Raw genomic sequence first — 16,639 nt, forward strand, 5'->3', positions numbered from 1 at the left:
AGCGCCACAAGGCAGTCCCCATGGCCGATGTGATGAACGCCCCGGCCACCCCGGCCCGCCACCGCCGACTGGCCCCTCCCGCAGGCGACAGGCAACGCCGCGCCGCGCTGGCCATGCTGGCCCTTGCTGCCCTGCTGGCGCTTGTCTCCCTCGCAAGCCTCGGCACCGGCGCGTCTGGCACCAGCCTGCTTGCGGCTCTGGGCCAGTTGGCAACGGGCGAAGAGATCGGCACGCGCGAGGCGCTCATCCTGTTCGATATCCGCCTGCCTCGTCTCGCGCTGGGCATCCTCGTCGGGGCCTCGCTGGCGGTGTCGGGCGCGGTGATGCAGGGGCTCTTCCGCAACCCTCTGGCCGATCCGGGGCTTGTCGGCGTCGGGGCAGGGGCCGGGCTGGGGGCGATCACCGCCATCGTTCTGGGGGGCCTGCTGCCCGCGGCCCTGCAAGCGGCCCTCGGCTACTACCTCGTGCCGGTCGCGGCCTTTCTGGGCGGCTGGGTCAGCACGTTGCTGCTCTATCGCATCGCCACCAGCCGGGGCCGCACATCGGTGGCGGTCATGCTGCTTGCGGGCATCGCCCTCGGGGCGCTGGCCGGGGCGGTCTCGGGCGTTCTCGTCTACATGGCGGATGACGCGCAACTGCGCGATCTCACCTTCTGGGGCCTCGGCTCGCTGGCCGGGGCGACATGGAGCAAGGTGGCCCTCGCCGCACCGCTGATCGCGCTCGCGCTGGCCGCCACGCCGTTTCTGGCCCGTGCGCTCAACGCGCTGGCACTGGGCGAGGCCCCGGCGGCTCATCTCGGCATCCCCGTCCAGCGGATGAAAAACATCGCCATCCTCTCGGTCGCCGCCGCCACCGGCGCTGCGGTGGCCGTGTCGGGCGGCATCGGCTTCATCGGCATCGTCGTGCCGCACCTGCTGCGCCTCGCCATCGGCCCCGATCACCGCTACCTGCTGCCCGCCTCGGCCCTGCTCGGGGCGTGTCTGCTGATCGGCGCAGATATGATCTCGCGCGTCGTCATCGCCCCCGCCGAGCTGCCCATCGGCATTGTCACCGCCACCCTCGGCGGCCCGTTCTTTCTGTGGATCCTGCTGCGCAACCGCAGCCTGCTGGATATGTAACGCGATGTTCCGAGCAACCGATATCGCCGTGTCCCTCGCCCGCAAGCCAATCCTGCGCGGCGTGTCTCTTACCGCGCAGCCGGGCGAGGTCACGGTGATCGTCGGGCCAAACGGCTCCGGCAAAACCACCCTCCTGAAGGCCCTCACGCAGGAGGTGCCCAGCACCGGGCAAATCGCCCTCGACGGGCGCGATATAACCTGCATTCCGGGCTGGCAGCTTGCCGCACGTCGGGCGGTCCTGCCCCAGAGCAGTCACATCGCCTTTCCCTTCACCGTGCACGAAATCATTCGCCTTGGCATGTCCGCCAGCGCCACCCAGCCGCCACCCGGCCGGGTGGAGGAGGCGCTGGCGCAGGTCGGGCTCGCAGGCTTTGCCGGGCGCTTTTACAATGAGCTCTCCGGCGGCGAGCAGCAGCGTGTCCAATTCGCCCGCGTCCTCACCCAAGTCTGGGAGCCGGTCGGGCCGGACGGGCCGCGCTGGCTGTTGCTTGATGAGCCCGTCAGCAGCCTCGACATCGGCCACCAGCTTGAGGTGATGCAGCTGATGGCGGGCTACGCGGCCCGTGGCGGCGGCGTTATCGCGGTGATGCATGATCTCAACCTGACGGCCATGTATGCCGATCAGGTTATGCTCATGTCTCAGGGCCGCAAACTGGCACAAGGCCCGCCCGCCGAGGTGCTGACAGATGCCCGCCTCTGTGATGCCTACGGCTGCGCCCTGCGCGTCAACGCCACCCCGGCCGCACCCGCCACTTTCCTTCTGCCCCACACCGCCCGCCCCGCGGGCTGACCCATCTGACAACACACCAAAGGAGACACCCCATGTATCTTGCGATGAACCGCTTTACCGTGAAGGCCGAGAACGCCGAGGCCTTCGAGGCGCTCTGGCTGGGGCGCGAAACGCACCTCAAGGAGATGGAGGGCTTCAAGGAGTTCCACATGCTCAAGGGCCCTGAGCGCGAGGATGGCACCATTCTCTATGCCTCCCACACCGTCTGGGACAGTGAAGATGCCTTCCGCGCCTGGACCCGGTCCGATCAGTTTCGCGCCTCTCACGCCAAGGCGGGCGGGCAGGGCAAGCTCTACGAGGGGCACCCCAACTTCGAAGGATTTGCGCCGATCCAGCACATCGCCTGAGCCGCAGGCCCCACGCCAAAGAAAACCGCCGCGCGCCCTCTGGCACGCGGCGGTTTTGCTTTCTGTGCTCGCGGGGCGGCGATCAGAAGGTGAAGGTCGCCGAAACTTCCAGCGAGCGGCCCGCCTGCGGCAGCTCATTGGGGTAAATCGTGTAATGCCGGTCAAACAGGTTATCTATGCCGATCCGCAGGCTGCTGCCCGCCATTCCCGCGCTGTCGGGCGTCCATGCGGCGTAAATGTCCAGCGTCTCCCAGCTCTCGCCCACCGCGCCGCCCGCGGGCACGCGGTTTTGTTCTGCGGCCAGCGTTGCCTTGGCGCCAAACAGCCAGTCGTCGGCAGGCCGATAGCCCGCCTCCAGCGTCACCCGGTCCTGCGGGATCGAGGCCAGCGGGTCGCCATCCGCGCCCTCGCCCCGTGCAATCGACAGGCCCCCGCCAACAAACCATGCCGCCGTGTCATACCGCGCCTCTGCCTCCAGCCCCCAAAGCCGCCCGTCGACGTTGCTTGAGGTGGTCGTCCCGGCAAAGATATCCACCGTCTGCTCGATGTAGTTCTTTACCTCCGCATTATAGAGGCTGACCGAGAAGCTCAGCTTGTCATCCGCCCGCCGCAGCCCGCCCTGTTCAAACCGGGTGCCAATCTCGAACTGGGTCGATTCCTCGGGCTTCAGATCGGGGTTGGGCACAAAGAAGTTGTCGGGCGGAAAGCCGAAGGGATTGCCCGGAAAGTGCAGCCCGTCGTTGTAAAGCTCGCTCAGAGAGGGGGCGCGGTAGGCGCGGGAGAGGTTTGCAAAAACCTGCCAATTCTCGGTCGGGCGATAGCTCACGCCAATCCGCGGCGAGAAGAACTCCTCGCGCACATCCTCCAGCGTCGCATCCCCCGGTTCGCGCTCATAAACGTCATAGCGCAGCCCGGCGATCACATCGAACTGCGGCGAAAGCTCAAAGGTCGCCTCGGCAAAAACGCCGGTGGTCATCGCGCTGGCGGGCGGGAAGGTGGAGCGCGCCGCGCCGTCCCGCGTGCCCTCCTGGCTCTCGCGAAACAGCTCCAACCCGTACACAATCTCTACCGGCACCCCAAGCGTGAGCCGCGCGCGGTTTGTCACCTCCAGCCCGAGGCTGTCATAGGTCGTCTCATCATGGCGCGGGGCGCTCACGCGATCTTCGGTAATCTTCAACCGGTCGCCGTAGAACAGCACCGAAAGGTCCACCGCATCGTTGCCTTCGGGGTCAAACTCCCAACTCAGCCGAAAGCTCTGCTCGCTGGCATCTCGGTCCACCTCCGGGTTCGAGCCTGAGGGGGCGCCATTGGCCGAGGCAAGGGTGAGGGCGCTGTCGTGATAGTCCGAAAAACTAAACTCGATCCGGCTGTCCGCCGAGGGCTCGAAGCCCAGCTTGATCATGCCATTCTGCTGATCGAGCGCCGAAAACGGAATTTCCTCGCCCCCGCCCGCCGCATAGTTGCCCGAGGTGTCGCGCGTGCCCAGAAACAGCAGCGCATCCCACGCCCCCCAATCGGCATAAACCGCCGTATTGGCCCGCCATTGCCCGCCGTTGGTGGAATATCCCATACCAACCCGCGCGCCCATGGTGCGCCCCTCTTCCAGCAGGTCGTCGGCATCCACCGTCTCCACCGAGATCACCCCGCCGAGCGCGCCCGAGCCATAGAGCGTGGAGCCCCCGCCGCGCACCACTTCCACCCGTTTCACCAGCGCCGGATCAAGGAAAAACCGCCCCCGATGACCTTGGTTGAAGTTGAAGCGCCCGCCATCGAAGCGCAGCACGATCTGGTCATCGGTGAAGCCGCGAATGTTTGGCTCCAGCGCAATCGCACGCGGGCCGCCGCCGATGGTGACGCCGGGCATGTCCCCGATCAATTCCTGAAAGTCGCCCGCCTGCCGGTTGGCCAGCGCCTCGCCGCTCAGGGTCGAGACGGCAACCGGCGTATCCAGCACCAGCCGCTCGCTGCGGGCGGCGGAATTCACGTAGATCGGGTCCAGCGTAAAAGCCAGCTCCTGCGCCGTCGCCGCGCCCGTGAGGGCAATGAAGGCCGTAGTCGAATAAAGTGAAATCTGGCGCATCTGGTCCCCTTCCGCCGTGGCAAATCTGTGCTCGGCCTGCCGTCGGGGTGGGTCGCGTCTCAATGGCCCCTAAGTAATCTGATGGAAACTGTCAAGTATTCTCGCGGGTTGCCCGCCCGGCAGATCCCGCCAGTCGCCGCAGGGTGTAACGAGCCGCTCATTCAAGAAATACGGGGCCAGTCAGCTTCCGCCCGCCGCTCCCGCGCCCAAAGACCTCGCCAGATCTTCCTGCGCCTCTTCCCATTCATCGGGCTGCCACCGGCGCTTGGAAAACGTGTCGTCCACCGTCGCATAAAGGTCGGCATAGAGGCGGCCAACCGGGCGGTATTTCTCCCCGTCGAGATACAGCCTGTCCGGGTCGATCAGCCCATCACGGGCATGCATCGTCAGGATCTCGGCCACCACAAGGTCGCGGCTCTTGCTGAGTTGCAGCGTCACGGTTCGGCGGCATTCCAAAGACACCGGCGACTCTGCAATGCGCGGGGGTGCCACCAACCGGCTGGGCGCAGGGGTAAACCCGGCGCGCTCAAACTCATCCACCCCGGGCTCAAAATCTATCGCGCAAATGTTCATCCGGTCGACGATATCCATGTCGACCATATTCACCACAAACTCGCCCTGCTCCTCGATCAGCCGCGCTGTGTCCCGCTTGCTGCCGTCATCATGCCGCGCAAGCCCGATAACGCAGGTCGCCGGGTCTTCCGCGAAGACGTTGAAAAAGCTGAAGGGCGCGGCATTCAGCACGCCGTTTGTGTCGATGGTGGAGATCAGCGCAATCGGCCGTGGCGTCACGGTCGAGCTCAGCAGCTTGTAGCGCTCCTTCGGGGTCAGCCGGGCCAGATCAAATTCCATTGCGGTGACTCCTGTGGTGTTTTGCAGCCAGCGGCCTGTCAGGCCCCGGCGAGTTCTGCCGCAAAACGGGCGCAGATCGCGGCGGCCAGAATGGCGGGCTTGCGGTGGATGCTGGCGGCCAGCAACCGGCTGGCGCGGGTGTAGCTAATGCAGTCATGCACCACGAGATCAACGGAATGGTTCGCCATCTCCTCCGCCGCCGCGCGGATGGTGGCGTCATCGGCATCCGGCTGCACCGGCACGGCAACACACTCCCGCCCGGCGCTGCTCCAGCGCTCGATACTGGCCTCGGCCTGCGCCGGCGTGGGGATAAACACCCCAAGCCGCCCCGCGCCGGGCGGCAGGCAACCCGCCACCGCGCCGCCGATCAGGTCGGACGCAAAATGCACGCCTGGGGCTTCCAGCGTCTTGAACCGCCCGGTGCAGGCCACAATCGCCACGTCAACATTCTGCGCCGCAAGGTCGTTCAGCCGCGCGCCCATGCCCTCGGTCACCGCCGCCTTGCTGACAAGCACAGAGCGCCCAGTCGGCAGCGTGGTATAAAGCGTGTCGGCATCGCTCTCGGGCGCGGCGGCGGCAAGGCCCGCATCGTCCAGATGATCCAGCGCGCCCAGCACCGAGATATCCGCCGCCGACTCCGGCAGCACATGCCGAAACTCGGCCAGCAGGGCAGGGCGGGGGGCCTGCCCGATGACGAGCAGGCCAATGGAGGGGCGGCTCATGCGGGCTCTTCTTCTTTCAGCGCGGCAGCTTCCCCGACCACGCGCACCCGGGTCCGGATCGCCCGGCCCGGCAGGTAGGAGAGCGGCAGATCTTCCACGTCGATCACCTTGATCGAGCTTTCCTCCGCCCCGGCCTCCACCGCGGCTGCAATCGCGGCGCTGCGGGCATGGGCAATCGCTTCGTCGCGGTCCATGTCGCGATAGATCCGGTCGGTCTCGCCCGAAATCTGCGCCATCGCCGCGCCCACGGCATTGGCCACGCCGCTGTGCTCCACATGGATAACCTCGGAAATCCCCGGCACCTTCTCGGGGATCAGCATCGCGCCGCCGCCCACCGCCAGCAGCGGCACCTCGGTGGCATCGGTCTTCATCCGGTCCACGCCCTCGGCAATGTTCTCGTGCATCTTGCCCAGCGCGGCCTGCACAAAGTCGGCGGGCAGATCGGCCACCTTGGACGGATCGCCAAGGCTGATCAGGCCCGCAGCCACCGCAATGTCGGTTGCGGTGATCTGGTCGCCGCCAAACACAAGCGCCCGCTCACTCAGCCGATAGCCAACGGACTCGGGGCCAACCGTCACCGGGTCGCGCCCGATCTTGGTGCCGCCGCCCACCGCGATAGAAAGCAGGTCGGGCATCCGGAACAGCGTGCGCACGCCGCCCACCTCAACCACATTGTTGGCCTCACGCGGAAAGCCGTTGACGAGGCAGCCGATGTCGGCGGTCGTGCCGCCCACATCGCAGACCATCGCGTTTTCCAGCCCGGCCAGCAAAGCCGCGCCGCGCATCGAGTTGGTCGGCCCGGACGCAAAGGAGAACACCGGATACTCCCGTGCGGCTTCCGCCTTCACAACAGTGCCATCGTTCTGCGTGATGAAAAGCTGCGCACCCAGCCCGCTCTCGGCCACCGCATCCACAAAGGCCTTGGTGGTGTCGCGCGCCAGCCCGATCAGCGAGGCGTTCATCAGCGCCACGTTCTCGCGCTCCAGCAGGCCGATCCGGCCCAGCGTGGAGGATTTCGTCACGTGGATGTCAGGCGCCTCGGCCTTCAAAATCTCGGCGGCACGATCTTCGCATTCGGTGGTCAGCGGCGAGAAGGTGGCAGAAACGGCAACCGCCTCGATCCCGTCCTTCACCATCTTGCGGGCCGCTTCGGCCACGGCCTTCTCGTCCATCGGCACCAGCGGGCGGCCATCATATTCGTGCCCGCCCTCCACCAGATAGACGCCGCCGTTGACCTTCGCGGCCAAGTCCTTCGGCCAATCGCAGAACGGCACAAGGCTGGCGGAGGCGGGCAGGGAAACGCGCAGCGCCGCCGCCCGTCCGAGGTTGCGCCGCTCGACCACCGCATTGGTAAAATGCGTGGTGCCGATCATCACCGCCACCACATCGCGGGCCTCGTCCCCAGCCTTTTCGATAACCTCCTTCAGCGCGGTGCGCACGCCGCTGGTCACATCAGCGGTGGTGAAGGTCTTGACCGCGGCAATCACCCGGTCCCCGTCCAGCAGGGCCGCATCCGTATTGGTGCCGCCGACATCGATGCCAATGCGTTTCATCAGTTGGGCTCCTTGAAGACGGATGTGAAATCGAGATCAAAACCGAAGGCCCTCGGCCCCACGGCGGCAATCCCCTTCTCGCTGAGAAAGACGCCGGGCGCGGGCAGGGCCAGCACGCTGACACGTTGGCCAAAGCGCAAGACGTCGGTGCCAATGCCATCGCCCGAGACGGTGTCGAGCAGGCAAATCAAATCAGGCGTCATCACCACCGGCTCGCCGTCAAGATAGGCCACCGAAAATTCGTTCTGGAAATGCACCACCATCTCCTTGCCGGCAAAATCATCGAGCCCCTCGATCCGGGCCTTGCCCCGCAAGAAGCCCTCGGTCGCCCGGCGCTCGATATCCACGATCTTGCCCGCAAAGAGCCGCTTGCCCTCGGTGGCCGAAAGCACCGCCTCGATCGGGTCGGTGTGGGCCGCCCGCGCCTTCAGCACGTTGGAGCCCAGCGCAATGGCCTTGGAAACGGAGTAGAGCACCCCATGCTGCTTAACCTCGGCACCCGAGCGCGGTGCCTTGCAGGTGGCGGCGACAGAGCCGATCTCGGTGCAGGCCTTGCGGCTGATCCGCTCCATCCAGCGCCACGAGGCGGCACGCGGAATAATCACCTCATTGTCGCGAATGTCGGCCATCGTCAGCGGGTAGCAGCGCAGGCCCGCCACCGCGACAGAGGTCATCTGCGCCTCCGGATAGGCCCGGCCCATGGTGTCGGCGTCCACCACCGGATAGCCGGTCAGCGCCCCCACCATCATCGGGTGCACCCCGTTGCCGCCGCCAATCTCCAGCGCCATCACCGCATCAAACTTGCGGCCGAGGTATTCCTCCATCATCCGCAACGGCTTGAGGGCGAACTCAGGGTCAGAGAGCCGCTCCTGCCCCACCAGTGGCGCGCCCATGTTCGAAAGCACGGCCACCACGGCGTCATCATCCAGCGTAAGCGGGTCAACCAAGGTCACCTCGCGCCCGGCCTCATAGAGCAGGCGCATGTTCAGCAGCTTCTGATAGGGGTCGCCACCGCCGCCGGTGCCCAGGATCCACGCGCCAACGGCCAAGGCCTCAATGTCCTCGGCCGACAAAACACGGTGCGTCTGGCTGGGGGTTCTCTGGGCCAGAGTGTTCATTTCACATCCTCTCAAACCGTCAGGCCCCGCGCCAGAGGAGCGCGCGCCTGTCCATGGCCGCAATCCGGCCCGTTACTGAGCAGAACTTCCGCCTCCAAACCGCCTTTCTGCAAATAGCCTTTCGCTATGGTCCAAATTCGCGCGGGCTATCTTGAGCGCCGATTCACGCCCTCCGAGCCCGGCGCTGCCTCTTGTTTGTGCGTTTTCCCCGGCCAAGCACCAGATTCTGATCCGCAGGCGGCCAGACCATAGGCTCAGCCAATGGCGGCCATTCGCATTCGCTGTTTTGCCTCCTAGAGCGCTTCTGAATTGATGGTCCCCACAGGCCGCCCGGTTCGACGGGCAGCCAATGACCTTCAGTGGCCTCACGTGGGCCTCTCAGACGGAGAGTAGACATGAAACTGAGAATGTTGACTTCGGCCATGGCCCTCGCCGCGACGCTCGTGTCGCCGGTTCAGGCCGCCGAGAAACGTGATGGCGAGTTCTGGATGGTGATCGGCGGACGTCAGGCGGTGTCGCATATCGACCCGGGCCAGTCCTACGACTATTCCATTCGCATGATGACGCAGGCGCTCTATGACGGCCTCGTCAAATACAGTGGCAACCCGCCCGAGGTGGAGCCTTGGCTGGCAACCGACTGGACGACCTCCGAAGATGGCCTCACATGGACCTTCAACCTCGCCGAGAGTGCCACCTTCCATAACGGCGATCCGGTGACCGCCGAAGCCGTTGTCTACTCCTATCAGCGCGTGCTGGAGATGAACGAGGGCGTCGCATGGATGCTGTCTGACATCCTCAAGCCCGAGAACATCAAGGCCACCGGCGAGCACACAGTCGAGTTCACCCTCGATCGTCCCTACGCGCCCTTCCTCTCCTTCCTGCCTTGGTGGTTCGTGGTGAACCCCGCACAGGTCGAGCCCAACGTGGTCGACGGCGACTTCGGCAAGGCCTGGCTCTCCGAGAACGACGCCGGCTCCGGCCCCTACGAGCTGGAACGCTTCGACCAAGGCACCGCCTACTGGCTGCGCCGGGATGACGACTACTGGAAGGGCTTCCCCTATGAGGCCGAAGACATGGGCGGCATCATCTACCGCCTGATTCAGGAAAGCTCCTCGCAGCGTGCGGCGCTGATGTCGGGCGAGGCCGATCTGGTGACGGATCTGACGCCGGAAGAGTTCGAAGTCGTCGGCGCACGCCCCGATATCGAGGTCTCTTCCACCCCCGCGCTCACCACCTTCGGGCTGAAAATGAACACCCAGGGCGAGTACATGTCAGACGTAAACCTGCGCAAGGCGGTCGCCCATGCGTTTGATTACGAAACCTTCGTCCAAGTCTATAACGGCAACGCCAAACTCCAAACCTCGCCCTTTGCCGATGCGATCCGCGGCAAGGTCGAGATCGACATGCCGCGCAAGGACATCGAGAAGGCCAAGGAGTATCTCGGCAAAACCGAATGGCCCGAGGGCGGCATCACGCTTGAGTATGTCTATGTGCAGGGCCTCGAACAGCAACGCCAGATGGGCCTGTCGCTGCTCAACAGCCTCAAGGAGCTGAACATCGAGCTCGAAATGGTGCCGCTGACCTGGCCCAACATGGTGGCACGCGCCTCCTCCATCGAAGAAAGCCCCGATCTGCTGGCCATCTTCGCCACCCCGGTCTCGACCGACCCGGATGCGGTTGCGATCCAGTATCACCCGTCCTCGCACGGCAAATACTACGGCTCGCACTTCCTTGAAGACGAGGAGCTGAAAGCGATGATCGAAGAGGCCCGCCGCATCTCCGATTGGGAAGAGCGTGCCCCGATCTACGCCAAGATCCAGCAGCGCATCGCCGATCTTCAGCCAGAGATCTTCGGGATGCTCCGCCAGCGCCAGTTCGCCTACCGGACCTATGTGCAAGGCTATGTCGATAGCCCGATCCGCATGACCGGCGAGGTCGATCTCTACCCGCTCTACATCCAGCCGTAAATCCACTCACGGCAACCAGTCCGGGCGGCCTTTTGTGCCGCCCGGATACCTGAGGATACCAAACCCCGATGCGCAGACTGATATTGAAACGCCTTGGCCTGATGGTCGTGATGCTCCTCGGCCTCGCGGTCATCACCTTCACCATCGCCAATGTCGCCCCCGGCGACCCGGCGCGCCTCGCCGCGGGGCCGGATGCCTCGCAAGAGATGGTCGAGCAGGTCCGGGCCGAACGTGGCTTCGACAAGCCGGTGCCCGTGCGCTTCATGATCTACCTCGGCCAACTGGCGCGCGGTGATCTGGGCACTTCCGTCTACACGGGCCGCGAGGTCTCCCGCGATATCGCCCAGTTTCTTCCGGCCACGGTCGAGCTTGTGCTCTTCGCCATCACCATCGCCATCGTCTTCGGCATCCCGCTCGGCGTGCTCGCGGCGGTCTGGCAAAACAAGGCCACCGACCACGGCATTCGCCTGCTCGCCGTCTCCGGCGCCGCGCTGCCGATGTTCTGGCTCGGCCTCATGCTGCAATGGTATCTCGCGCTGGAGCTTGATCTCTTTCCGCTCGGCGGACGCCTCGGCGTGTTCGACGATGTGCCCCCCAAGATCACCGGCATGATCACCGTCGATGCGCTGCTCAACGGCGATCCGGGCACGGCGCTCACCGCGATGTGGCACATGGTGCTGCCCGCGCTCGCGCTGAGCCTGCCCGCATTGGCCGCCATCATCCGCGTCAACCGCGCCGAGATGCTCGAAGTGCTGGGCCGTGACTACGTTACCAACGCCCGCGCCCAAGGCATCGGCCCGTTCCGCATCATCGCCGTCTACTCGCTGAAAAACGCCATCCTGCCCACGCTGGCAATGATCGGCCTGCGCTTCGGCTGGATGCTGGGCGGCACCGTGCTGGTCGAAGGGGTGTTCGACTTTCCCGGCGTCGGGCTCTACGCCGCCAAGGCCGCCGTGTCGTCGGACTTCGAGCCAATCATGGCCGTAACGCTCATTCTGGGCGCGGCCTTCATGTTCACCAACCTGCTGATCGACCTCGCCTATGCGCTGCTCGATCCGCGCGTGCGCAATCAGGTCTGAGGAGGGGCTGATGTCCACCACCACCGCAACCCCCGCTGAGCCGGTGTCCGCCCGCCCGATGCGCTTTCGCGAAACGCGTCGGCTGGTGCGCACCTATTCGCGCAGCTTCTCCTCCATGGTCGGGCTGGTGATCGTGGCGATCTTTCTCTTCATCGCCGCCTTCGGCCCGCTGCTGGCCCCCTATCCCGAAGATGCCTACGGCGCGGTGGATTTCGGGGCCAAGCTGCTGCCGCCCTCTGCCGAGCATTGGTTCGGCACCGATCAGGTCGGGCTCGATATCTTCTCCCGCGTGCTGATCGGTGCCCGCACGACGCTGCAAATCGGCCTCACCGTCACCGGCATCGCCATCCTGATCGGCGTGCCGCTCGGCCTTATCGCAGGCATGGCGGGCGGCTGGCTGGCCGAAACCATCATGCGGATCACCGATATCTTCCTGTCGATCCCCGGCCTCATCCTCGCCATCGCCATCGTCGGCGCTCTGGGCCCCGGCATCGGCAACGCCATGCTGGCGCTCTCGCTGGTCTGGTGGCCCGGCTACGTGCGGCTGGTGCAGGCCAAAACCCTGAGCCAGCGTAACGAAACCTATGTCGACGCCGCCCGTGCGCTGGGCGCCGGTCCGCTCCGGGTGGTCTTTGTCCATGTGCTGCCCAACTGCCTCTCGCCGATCATCGTGAAGGCCTCGATGGATATGGGCCTCGCCATCCTCGGGGCCGCCTCGCTGGGCTTTCTCGGCCTCGGCGCACAGCCGCCCTTCCCCGAATGGGGCGCGATGATCTCCACCGGGCGTTCCTACCTGCCCGACTGGTGGTGGTGCTCGCTGTTTCCGGGGCTGGCGATTTACTTCACCGTGCTCGGCTTCAACCTGCTTGGCGATGGCCTGCGCGACGTTCTGGACCCGAGGCAACGATGAGCACACCCGCACCGACACTCGAAATCGACGATTTCTCGCTGGTCTTCGACACCTTCGACGGCACCTACCACGCCATCGACCGGGTGAGCCTTGCGCTGAAACCCGGCGAGGCGCTCGGGCTGGTGGGCGAAACCGGCTGCGGCAAATCGGTGCTGACCCGCGCCGCCTTCGGCCTCGTGCCCACGCCGCCCGCCCGCATCACCTCCGGCTCTGTGCGGCTGGAAGGGCGCGAGCTGCTCGGCCTGTCCGATCGTGCCCTGCGCGGCGTTCGCGGCAAGGACGTGGCGATGATCTTTCAGGATCCCATGACCTACCTCAACCCGGTGTTCCGCGTCGGCACCCAGCTGGTCGATGCGATCCGCGCGCAATCGGGCGGCAAGGCCAGCAAGGCCGAGGCGCGCGCGCTGGCTCTGGAGATGCTGGAAAAGGTCCACCTGCCCAACCCCGACCGCCAGTTCCGCGCCTATCCCCACGAGCTCTCCGGCGGCATGCGCCAGCGCGTGCTGATCGCCATGGCGCTGGCCGCCAAACCCAAGCTGCTCATCGCCGACGAGCCGACGACGGCGCTCGATGTCACCATTCAGGCCCAGATCCTCGACCTGATGGCCGAACTGGTCGAAGACATGGGGCTGACGATGATCATGATCTCCCACGACCTCGGCGTTGTGGCGCAGGTCTGCTCCCGCGTCGCGGTGATGTATGCCGGCAAGATCGTCGAAGACGCCCCGATCCGCCGCATCTTCGACGCGCCTTCGCACCCCTATACCCAGGGCCTTCTGGCCGCGCTGCCGCACCCCTTCAAACCGGTCGACAAGCTCGCCTCCATCCCCGGCTCCCTGCCAGACCTGCTGAACCCGCCGCCGGGCTGCCGCTTCGCCGCCCGCTGCCCCAAGGCCCACGCCGCCTGCGCCGCGCCGGTTGCCTTCCGCGAGGTGGAGCCCGGCCACAACGTCGCCTGCACGCTCTACGAGCCGACCGACATCAAGGAGCCCGCCCATGAGCACTGACATGCTCGCCATCCGCGATCTCGACGTGCACTTCCCGCTCGCCAACGGGCAGGTGGTGCGCGCCGTCGATGGCGTCTCGCTGACGCTGAAGCCCGGCGAAACCCTCGGTCTCGTGGGCGAGAGCGGCTCGGGCAAGACGACCGTCGGCAAAACGGTGATGCGGCTGGTCGAAGCAACGTCAGGCGAGATCGACATCGACGGCATTGATGTGCGCGCCGCCGGGCAAAAGGGGCTCAAGGCACTGCGGCACAAGGCCCAGATCATCTTTCAGGATCCCCATTCCTCGCTCAACCCGCGCATGACCATCCGCCGCGCCGTGGCGGAGGGGCTGATCCTCAACACCACCCTGCGCGGCGAGGCGCTGCGCACCAAGGTCTCGGACATGCTCATTTCCATGGGCCTTCCCCCGCAGTTCCACGACCGCTTCCCGCATGAGCTGTCCGGCGGGCAAAAGCAGCGTGTCTGCATCGCCCGCGCCCTCGTGCTCGATCCCGACCTGCTGGTGCTCGACGAGCCGACGTCCGCACTCGACGTCTCGGTGCAGGCCCAAATCCTCGGCGTTCTGAAGGATCTGCGCGTCAGCCGCCCCAAGCTCACCCAGCTCTTCATCTCGCACAACCTCGCCGTCATCCGCTTTCTGTGCGACCGGGTGGCGGTGATGTATCTCGGCAAGATCGTCGAAGAGGGGCCGGTAGAGCAGGTCTTCAACGACCCGCGCCACCCCTATACCCGCGCCCTGCTCTCGGCGGTGCCCGTGCCCTCTGCCGTGGAGCGCCCCGAGCGCGCGCGGCTGACGGGCGACATCCCCAGCCCCACCGCCGTGCCCAAAGGTTGCGCCTTTCACACCCGCTGCCCGATTGCTAAGATGGGCACCTGTGACACGCTGCCACCCGAGCCCCTGCCACTCGGCCCGGGTCGGCAGGCGCGCTGTCACTTCGCAGACCAGACGAAAGGCGCACTCACGGCATGAGCTTCCCGCTCGACCGACTGGCTCTCCAGCTGGATTGGAACCTCCTGCGGACCTTCATGGTCATCGTGCAGGAGCGTTCGATCACGGCTGCCGCGGTGCGCCTGAACGTTTCTCAGCCCTCCGTCTCGGCCGCCCTGCGTCGCCTGGAAGAACGGCTGGAGCTGCGTCTGGTAGAGCGCGGCAGCGGCCAGACCTTCTTGATTACCCGTGAGGGCGAGGCGGTCTACCGCGAGGCGCTGGAAATCTACGGCGGCGTGGTGCGGCTCAACGACCTGGCGGCAGAAGGCGGGCGCTCGCTTTCCGGCAATGTCGTGGTCTGCCGTTCCTCTCACCTCGAGATGGATGCCATCACCCCGGTGCTCGAAGAGTTTCGCCAGCAGCACCCCCGCGTCACCCTGTCGATCCGCTCCGCCTCCTGCCACGAGGTCTCGCAGGCATTACAGCAGCGCATAGCCTCCGTAGGCTTCTGCACCCAGATCGACCCGGCCATCCAGCGGGTGCGCGCCCATCCGATCCAACCGCAGGAGTTTGGCGTCTACTGCGGCCCCAAGCACCCGTTGTTCCGCCAGTCGGTGATCGACCCCGAGGCGCTGGCCGCCTCCGATGTGGTCGGCTACGAAGAAGACCGAATGGCAGGCGCTCTCTCTGCGCTGGCGCTCTGGCGCGTGCGCCACGGCATCGGCGGCAAGTTCATCGCCGCCGCCACCGGCATCATCGACCTTTCGGAACTGATCGAAAGCGGCACCGCCATCGGATGCATGGCCCGCACCCACGCCCTGCGCTACGGCGCGCGGCTCTGGCAAATCCCGGTGCAGGCCACGCCGCCGGTGATCGACGTGTTTTCCGTGGTTGATGTCGAGCGCCATATGACCCCGGTAGAAACCGCGCTGCTCGATCACCTCGAAGACGCAGGCCTCGCCGCCCGCCCCGTGCCCCGCTCAGAAACCTGAGAGCGTGCGCGCCACCTCGGCTCCAAACGGGCGAGTTCCGGCCATCCCGGCAGACATACCCCTTGACGCTGAAACACCTATGAAATACCCACCACACGACCGGCGCGGGCGTTGTGTAGTGGTAAGACCTTAGCCTTCCAAGCTAATGACGCGGGTTCGATTCCCGCCGCCCGCTCCAAAAATTTCCTCAGTCGTTTTTGGCCATCCGCCCGGGTCCACGCAGCCGCAGCGCGGCGCGCGTCCCTCGTGATCTACTGCAGCCGCCGCGCCAGCCAGCTGCGCCACTCGGCGCGCGAGCCTGCAAAGGCGTTCAGGTCCACCTTGCCCGCCACACCCGGCACCAGCCCGGTGCCGCTGTATTGCCAAAAGCTCCAGCGCTCCTCTGGGTAATGCTCGGAAGGGTGTGCCGTGACCGCCCGCAAGAAAAATTCGGTGCTCCGGAGCTGGCCAAGATCGTTGCGGCGATAAAAGTCTGGCGTGGTGTAAACCACCGGCGCGGTGCCGTAATGCGCGGTGACGATGCGGGAGAACTCGCGGATGCTGGCACGCACCTCATCTGCTGGCGGGCGCTTCTTGCAGGTGGGGGAGAGGTGGTTCCACTCCATGTCCAGCATTGGGGGCAGGTCTCCCTTGCGGCGCGGCACGTTCTGAATGAACCACTCCGCCTGCGTCCGTGCATCGGTGCAGAAGTAGTAAAAGTGATAGCCCCCCACCGGCACCCCGGAGCGGCGCGCGCTCGGCGCGTTGAGCTGCCAGCCCGGATCCAGATGGTCGCCGCCCTCGGTCGCCTTCAGCCATGCAAAGGAAACGCCCGCCTGCCGCGCCGGTGTCCAGTCGATCTCGCCCTGATAGCGGGCGGCGTCGATGCCATGCACCTGAAAATTGGCAGGGGAGGGGCCAGACCACTCATGCGGGTCCAGATCACCAAAGCCACGCGGAATCCCCGGAGCGCGGCTGGCACTCACATATGTCACCGTCGCGCGCTCGCCCTGCACCAGCGCGGGCACCGTTGCGCCCTCCGGCGCGTCGATCCGCCCGCTGCCGCCTCCACAGCCCCACAGCAGCACCGCCGCCGTTGCAAGCCCAAGCCCGGTTTGCCATCTCATCGCCATTGCCGCTCTCCTGCCCCTGCCGCCGCTTTATAGCGAGCCTAAGCCGATTTGCGCTGCGTTGCAC

Annotated in this window: 15 protein-coding genes and 1 tRNA gene; 10 read left to right on the forward strand and 6 right to left on the reverse strand. The window is 65.9% G+C overall.

Annotated features, from left to right (window positions below):
- Positions 1–20: 20 nt before the first annotated feature.
- From FHY55_RS05330 to FHY55_RS05340, 3 genes are read left to right on the forward strand one after another with little or no spacing between them, the layout of a single operon-like run.
- Complete coding sequence (locus FHY55_RS05330) at positions 21–1,118, forward strand: iron ABC transporter permease (protein ID WP_168222934.1); 1,098 nt, start codon at positions 21–23, stop codon at positions 1,116–1,118.
- 4 nt (positions 1,119–1,122) lie between these two features.
- Positions 1,123–1,908 (forward strand): heme ABC transporter ATP-binding protein, encoded by a 786-nt coding sequence (locus FHY55_RS05335; RefSeq protein WP_140013201.1) that lies wholly within the window; start codon positions 1,123–1,125, stop codon positions 1,906–1,908.
- A gap of 32 nt (positions 1,909–1,940) precedes the next feature.
- Positions 1,941–2,255 carry an antibiotic biosynthesis monooxygenase gene (locus tag FHY55_RS05340; protein ID WP_140013202.1) on the forward strand — a complete coding sequence of 105 codons (315 nt, stop codon included), beginning with the start codon at positions 1,941–1,943 and terminating at the stop codon, positions 2,253–2,255.
- An 82-nt stretch (positions 2,256–2,337) separates the two neighbouring features.
- Here FHY55_RS05340 and FHY55_RS05345 read toward each other — a convergent pair whose 3' ends face one another.
- From FHY55_RS05345 to FHY55_RS05365, 5 genes are all read right to left on the reverse strand, one after another.
- Entirely contained in the window at positions 2,338–4,335 is a 1,998-nt protein-coding gene (locus tag FHY55_RS05345; protein WP_140013203.1) for a TonB-dependent hemoglobin/transferrin/lactoferrin family receptor, read from the reverse strand.
- Positions 4,336–4,515: 180 nt separating this feature from the next.
- On the reverse strand, positions 4,516–5,187 hold the full coding sequence (locus tag FHY55_RS05350) for a flavin reductase family protein (protein ID WP_140013204.1): 672 nt from the start codon (positions 5,185–5,187) through the stop codon (positions 4,516–4,518).
- 38 nt (positions 5,188–5,225) lie between these two features.
- Positions 5,226–5,909: an AroM family protein gene (locus FHY55_RS05355; RefSeq protein ID WP_140013205.1), complete on the reverse strand. Its 684-nt coding sequence runs from the start codon at positions 5,907–5,909 to the stop codon at positions 5,226–5,228.
- Positions 5,906–7,462 (reverse strand): hydantoinase/oxoprolinase N-terminal domain-containing protein, encoded by a 1,557-nt coding sequence (locus tag FHY55_RS05360; protein WP_140013206.1) that lies wholly within the window; start codon positions 7,460–7,462, stop codon positions 5,906–5,908. Before FHY55_RS05360 ends, FHY55_RS05355 begins: the two co-directional genes overlap by 4 nt.
- Entirely contained in the window at positions 7,462–8,580 is a 1,119-nt protein-coding gene (locus tag FHY55_RS05365) for a DUF917 domain-containing protein (RefSeq protein ID WP_140013207.1), read from the reverse strand. The genes FHY55_RS05360 and FHY55_RS05365 overlap by 1 nt, the downstream gene beginning before the upstream one ends.
- Before the next feature lie 395 nt (positions 8,581–8,975).
- Here FHY55_RS05365 and FHY55_RS05370 point away from each other — a divergent pair, with 395 nt between their 5' ends.
- The 7 genes from FHY55_RS05370 (at position 8,976) to FHY55_RS05400 (ending at position 15,641) form a co-directional block, all read left to right on the forward strand.
- Positions 8,976–10,547 (forward strand): ABC transporter substrate-binding protein, encoded by a 1,572-nt coding sequence (locus FHY55_RS05370; RefSeq protein WP_140013208.1) that lies wholly within the window; start codon positions 8,976–8,978, stop codon positions 10,545–10,547.
- A 68-nt stretch (positions 10,548–10,615) separates the two neighbouring features.
- A complete protein-coding gene (locus tag FHY55_RS05375) occupies positions 10,616–11,626 on the forward strand; it encodes an ABC transporter permease (RefSeq protein WP_140013209.1) in 1,011 nt (336 codons plus the stop codon).
- Between the two features lie 10 nt (positions 11,627–11,636).
- Entirely contained in the window at positions 11,637–12,536 is a 900-nt protein-coding gene (locus FHY55_RS05380) for an ABC transporter permease (RefSeq protein ID WP_140013210.1), read from the forward strand.
- On the forward strand, positions 12,533–13,543 hold the full coding sequence (locus FHY55_RS05385; protein WP_140013211.1) for an ABC transporter ATP-binding protein: 1,011 nt from the start codon (positions 12,533–12,535) through the stop codon (positions 13,541–13,543). The genes FHY55_RS05380 and FHY55_RS05385 overlap by 4 nt, the downstream gene beginning before the upstream one ends.
- A complete protein-coding gene (locus FHY55_RS05390; RefSeq protein WP_168222935.1) occupies positions 13,533–14,513 on the forward strand; it encodes an ABC transporter ATP-binding protein in 981 nt (326 codons plus the stop codon). The genes FHY55_RS05385 and FHY55_RS05390 overlap by 11 nt, the downstream gene beginning before the upstream one ends.
- Complete coding sequence (locus FHY55_RS05395; RefSeq protein WP_140013212.1) at positions 14,510–15,463, forward strand: LysR family transcriptional regulator; 954 nt, start codon at positions 14,510–14,512, stop codon at positions 15,461–15,463. The genes FHY55_RS05390 and FHY55_RS05395 overlap by 4 nt, the downstream gene beginning before the upstream one ends.
- A gap of 104 nt (positions 15,464–15,567) precedes the next feature.
- Positions 15,568–15,641, forward strand: a tRNA-Gly gene (locus tag FHY55_RS05400).
- A 73-nt stretch (positions 15,642–15,714) separates the two neighbouring features.
- Here FHY55_RS05400 and FHY55_RS05405 read toward each other — a convergent pair.
- Complete coding sequence (locus FHY55_RS05405; protein WP_140016011.1) at positions 15,715–16,569, reverse strand: GH25 family lysozyme; 855 nt, start codon at positions 16,567–16,569, stop codon at positions 15,715–15,717.
- Positions 16,570–16,639 lie beyond the last annotated feature (70 nt).

The organism is Oceanicola sp. D3 (assembly GCF_006351965.1).
Taxonomy (GTDB): Bacteria; Pseudomonadota; Alphaproteobacteria; order Rhodobacterales; family Rhodobacteraceae; genus Vannielia.

Excerpts from the sequence above, each read along its gene's own strand:
- FHY55_RS05330 (WP_168222934.1), top strand. The coding sequence starts at position 21 with ATGGCCGATGTGATGAACGCCCCGGCCACCCCGGCCCGCCACCGCCGA.
- FHY55_RS05335 (WP_140013201.1), top strand. The coding sequence starts at position 1,123 with ATGTTCCGAGCAACCGATATCGCCGTGTCCCTCGCCCGCAAGCCAATC.
- FHY55_RS05340 (WP_140013202.1), top strand. The coding sequence starts at position 1,941 with ATGTATCTTGCGATGAACCGCTTTACCGTGAAGGCCGAGAACGCCGAG.
- FHY55_RS05345 (WP_140013203.1), bottom strand. The coding sequence starts at position 4,335 with ATGCGCCAGATTTCACTTTATTCGACTACGGCCTTCATTGCCCTCACG.
- FHY55_RS05350 (WP_140013204.1), bottom strand. The coding sequence starts at position 5,187 with ATGGAATTTGATCTGGCCCGGCTGACCCCGAAGGAGCGCTACAAGCTG.
- FHY55_RS05355 (WP_140013205.1), bottom strand. The coding sequence starts at position 5,909 with ATGAGCCGCCCCTCCATTGGCCTGCTCGTCATCGGGCAGGCCCCCCGC.
- FHY55_RS05360 (WP_140013206.1), bottom strand. The coding sequence starts at position 7,462 with ATGAAACGCATTGGCATCGATGTCGGCGGCACCAATACGGATGCGGCC.
- FHY55_RS05365 (WP_140013207.1), bottom strand. The coding sequence starts at position 8,580 with ATGAACACTCTGGCCCAGAGAACCCCCAGCCAGACGCACCGTGTTTTG.
- FHY55_RS05370 (WP_140013208.1), top strand. The coding sequence starts at position 8,976 with ATGAAACTGAGAATGTTGACTTCGGCCATGGCCCTCGCCGCGACGCTC.
- FHY55_RS05375 (WP_140013209.1), top strand. The coding sequence starts at position 10,616 with ATGCGCAGACTGATATTGAAACGCCTTGGCCTGATGGTCGTGATGCTC.
- FHY55_RS05380 (WP_140013210.1), top strand. The coding sequence starts at position 11,637 with ATGTCCACCACCACCGCAACCCCCGCTGAGCCGGTGTCCGCCCGCCCG.
- FHY55_RS05385 (WP_140013211.1), top strand. The coding sequence starts at position 12,533 with ATGAGCACACCCGCACCGACACTCGAAATCGACGATTTCTCGCTGGTC.
- FHY55_RS05390 (WP_168222935.1), top strand. The coding sequence starts at position 13,533 with ATGAGCACTGACATGCTCGCCATCCGCGATCTCGACGTGCACTTCCCG.
- FHY55_RS05395 (WP_140013212.1), top strand. The coding sequence starts at position 14,510 with ATGAGCTTCCCGCTCGACCGACTGGCTCTCCAGCTGGATTGGAACCTC.
- FHY55_RS05405 (WP_140016011.1), bottom strand. The coding sequence starts at position 16,569 with ATGAGATGGCAAACCGGGCTTGGGCTTGCAACGGCGGCGGTGCTGCTG.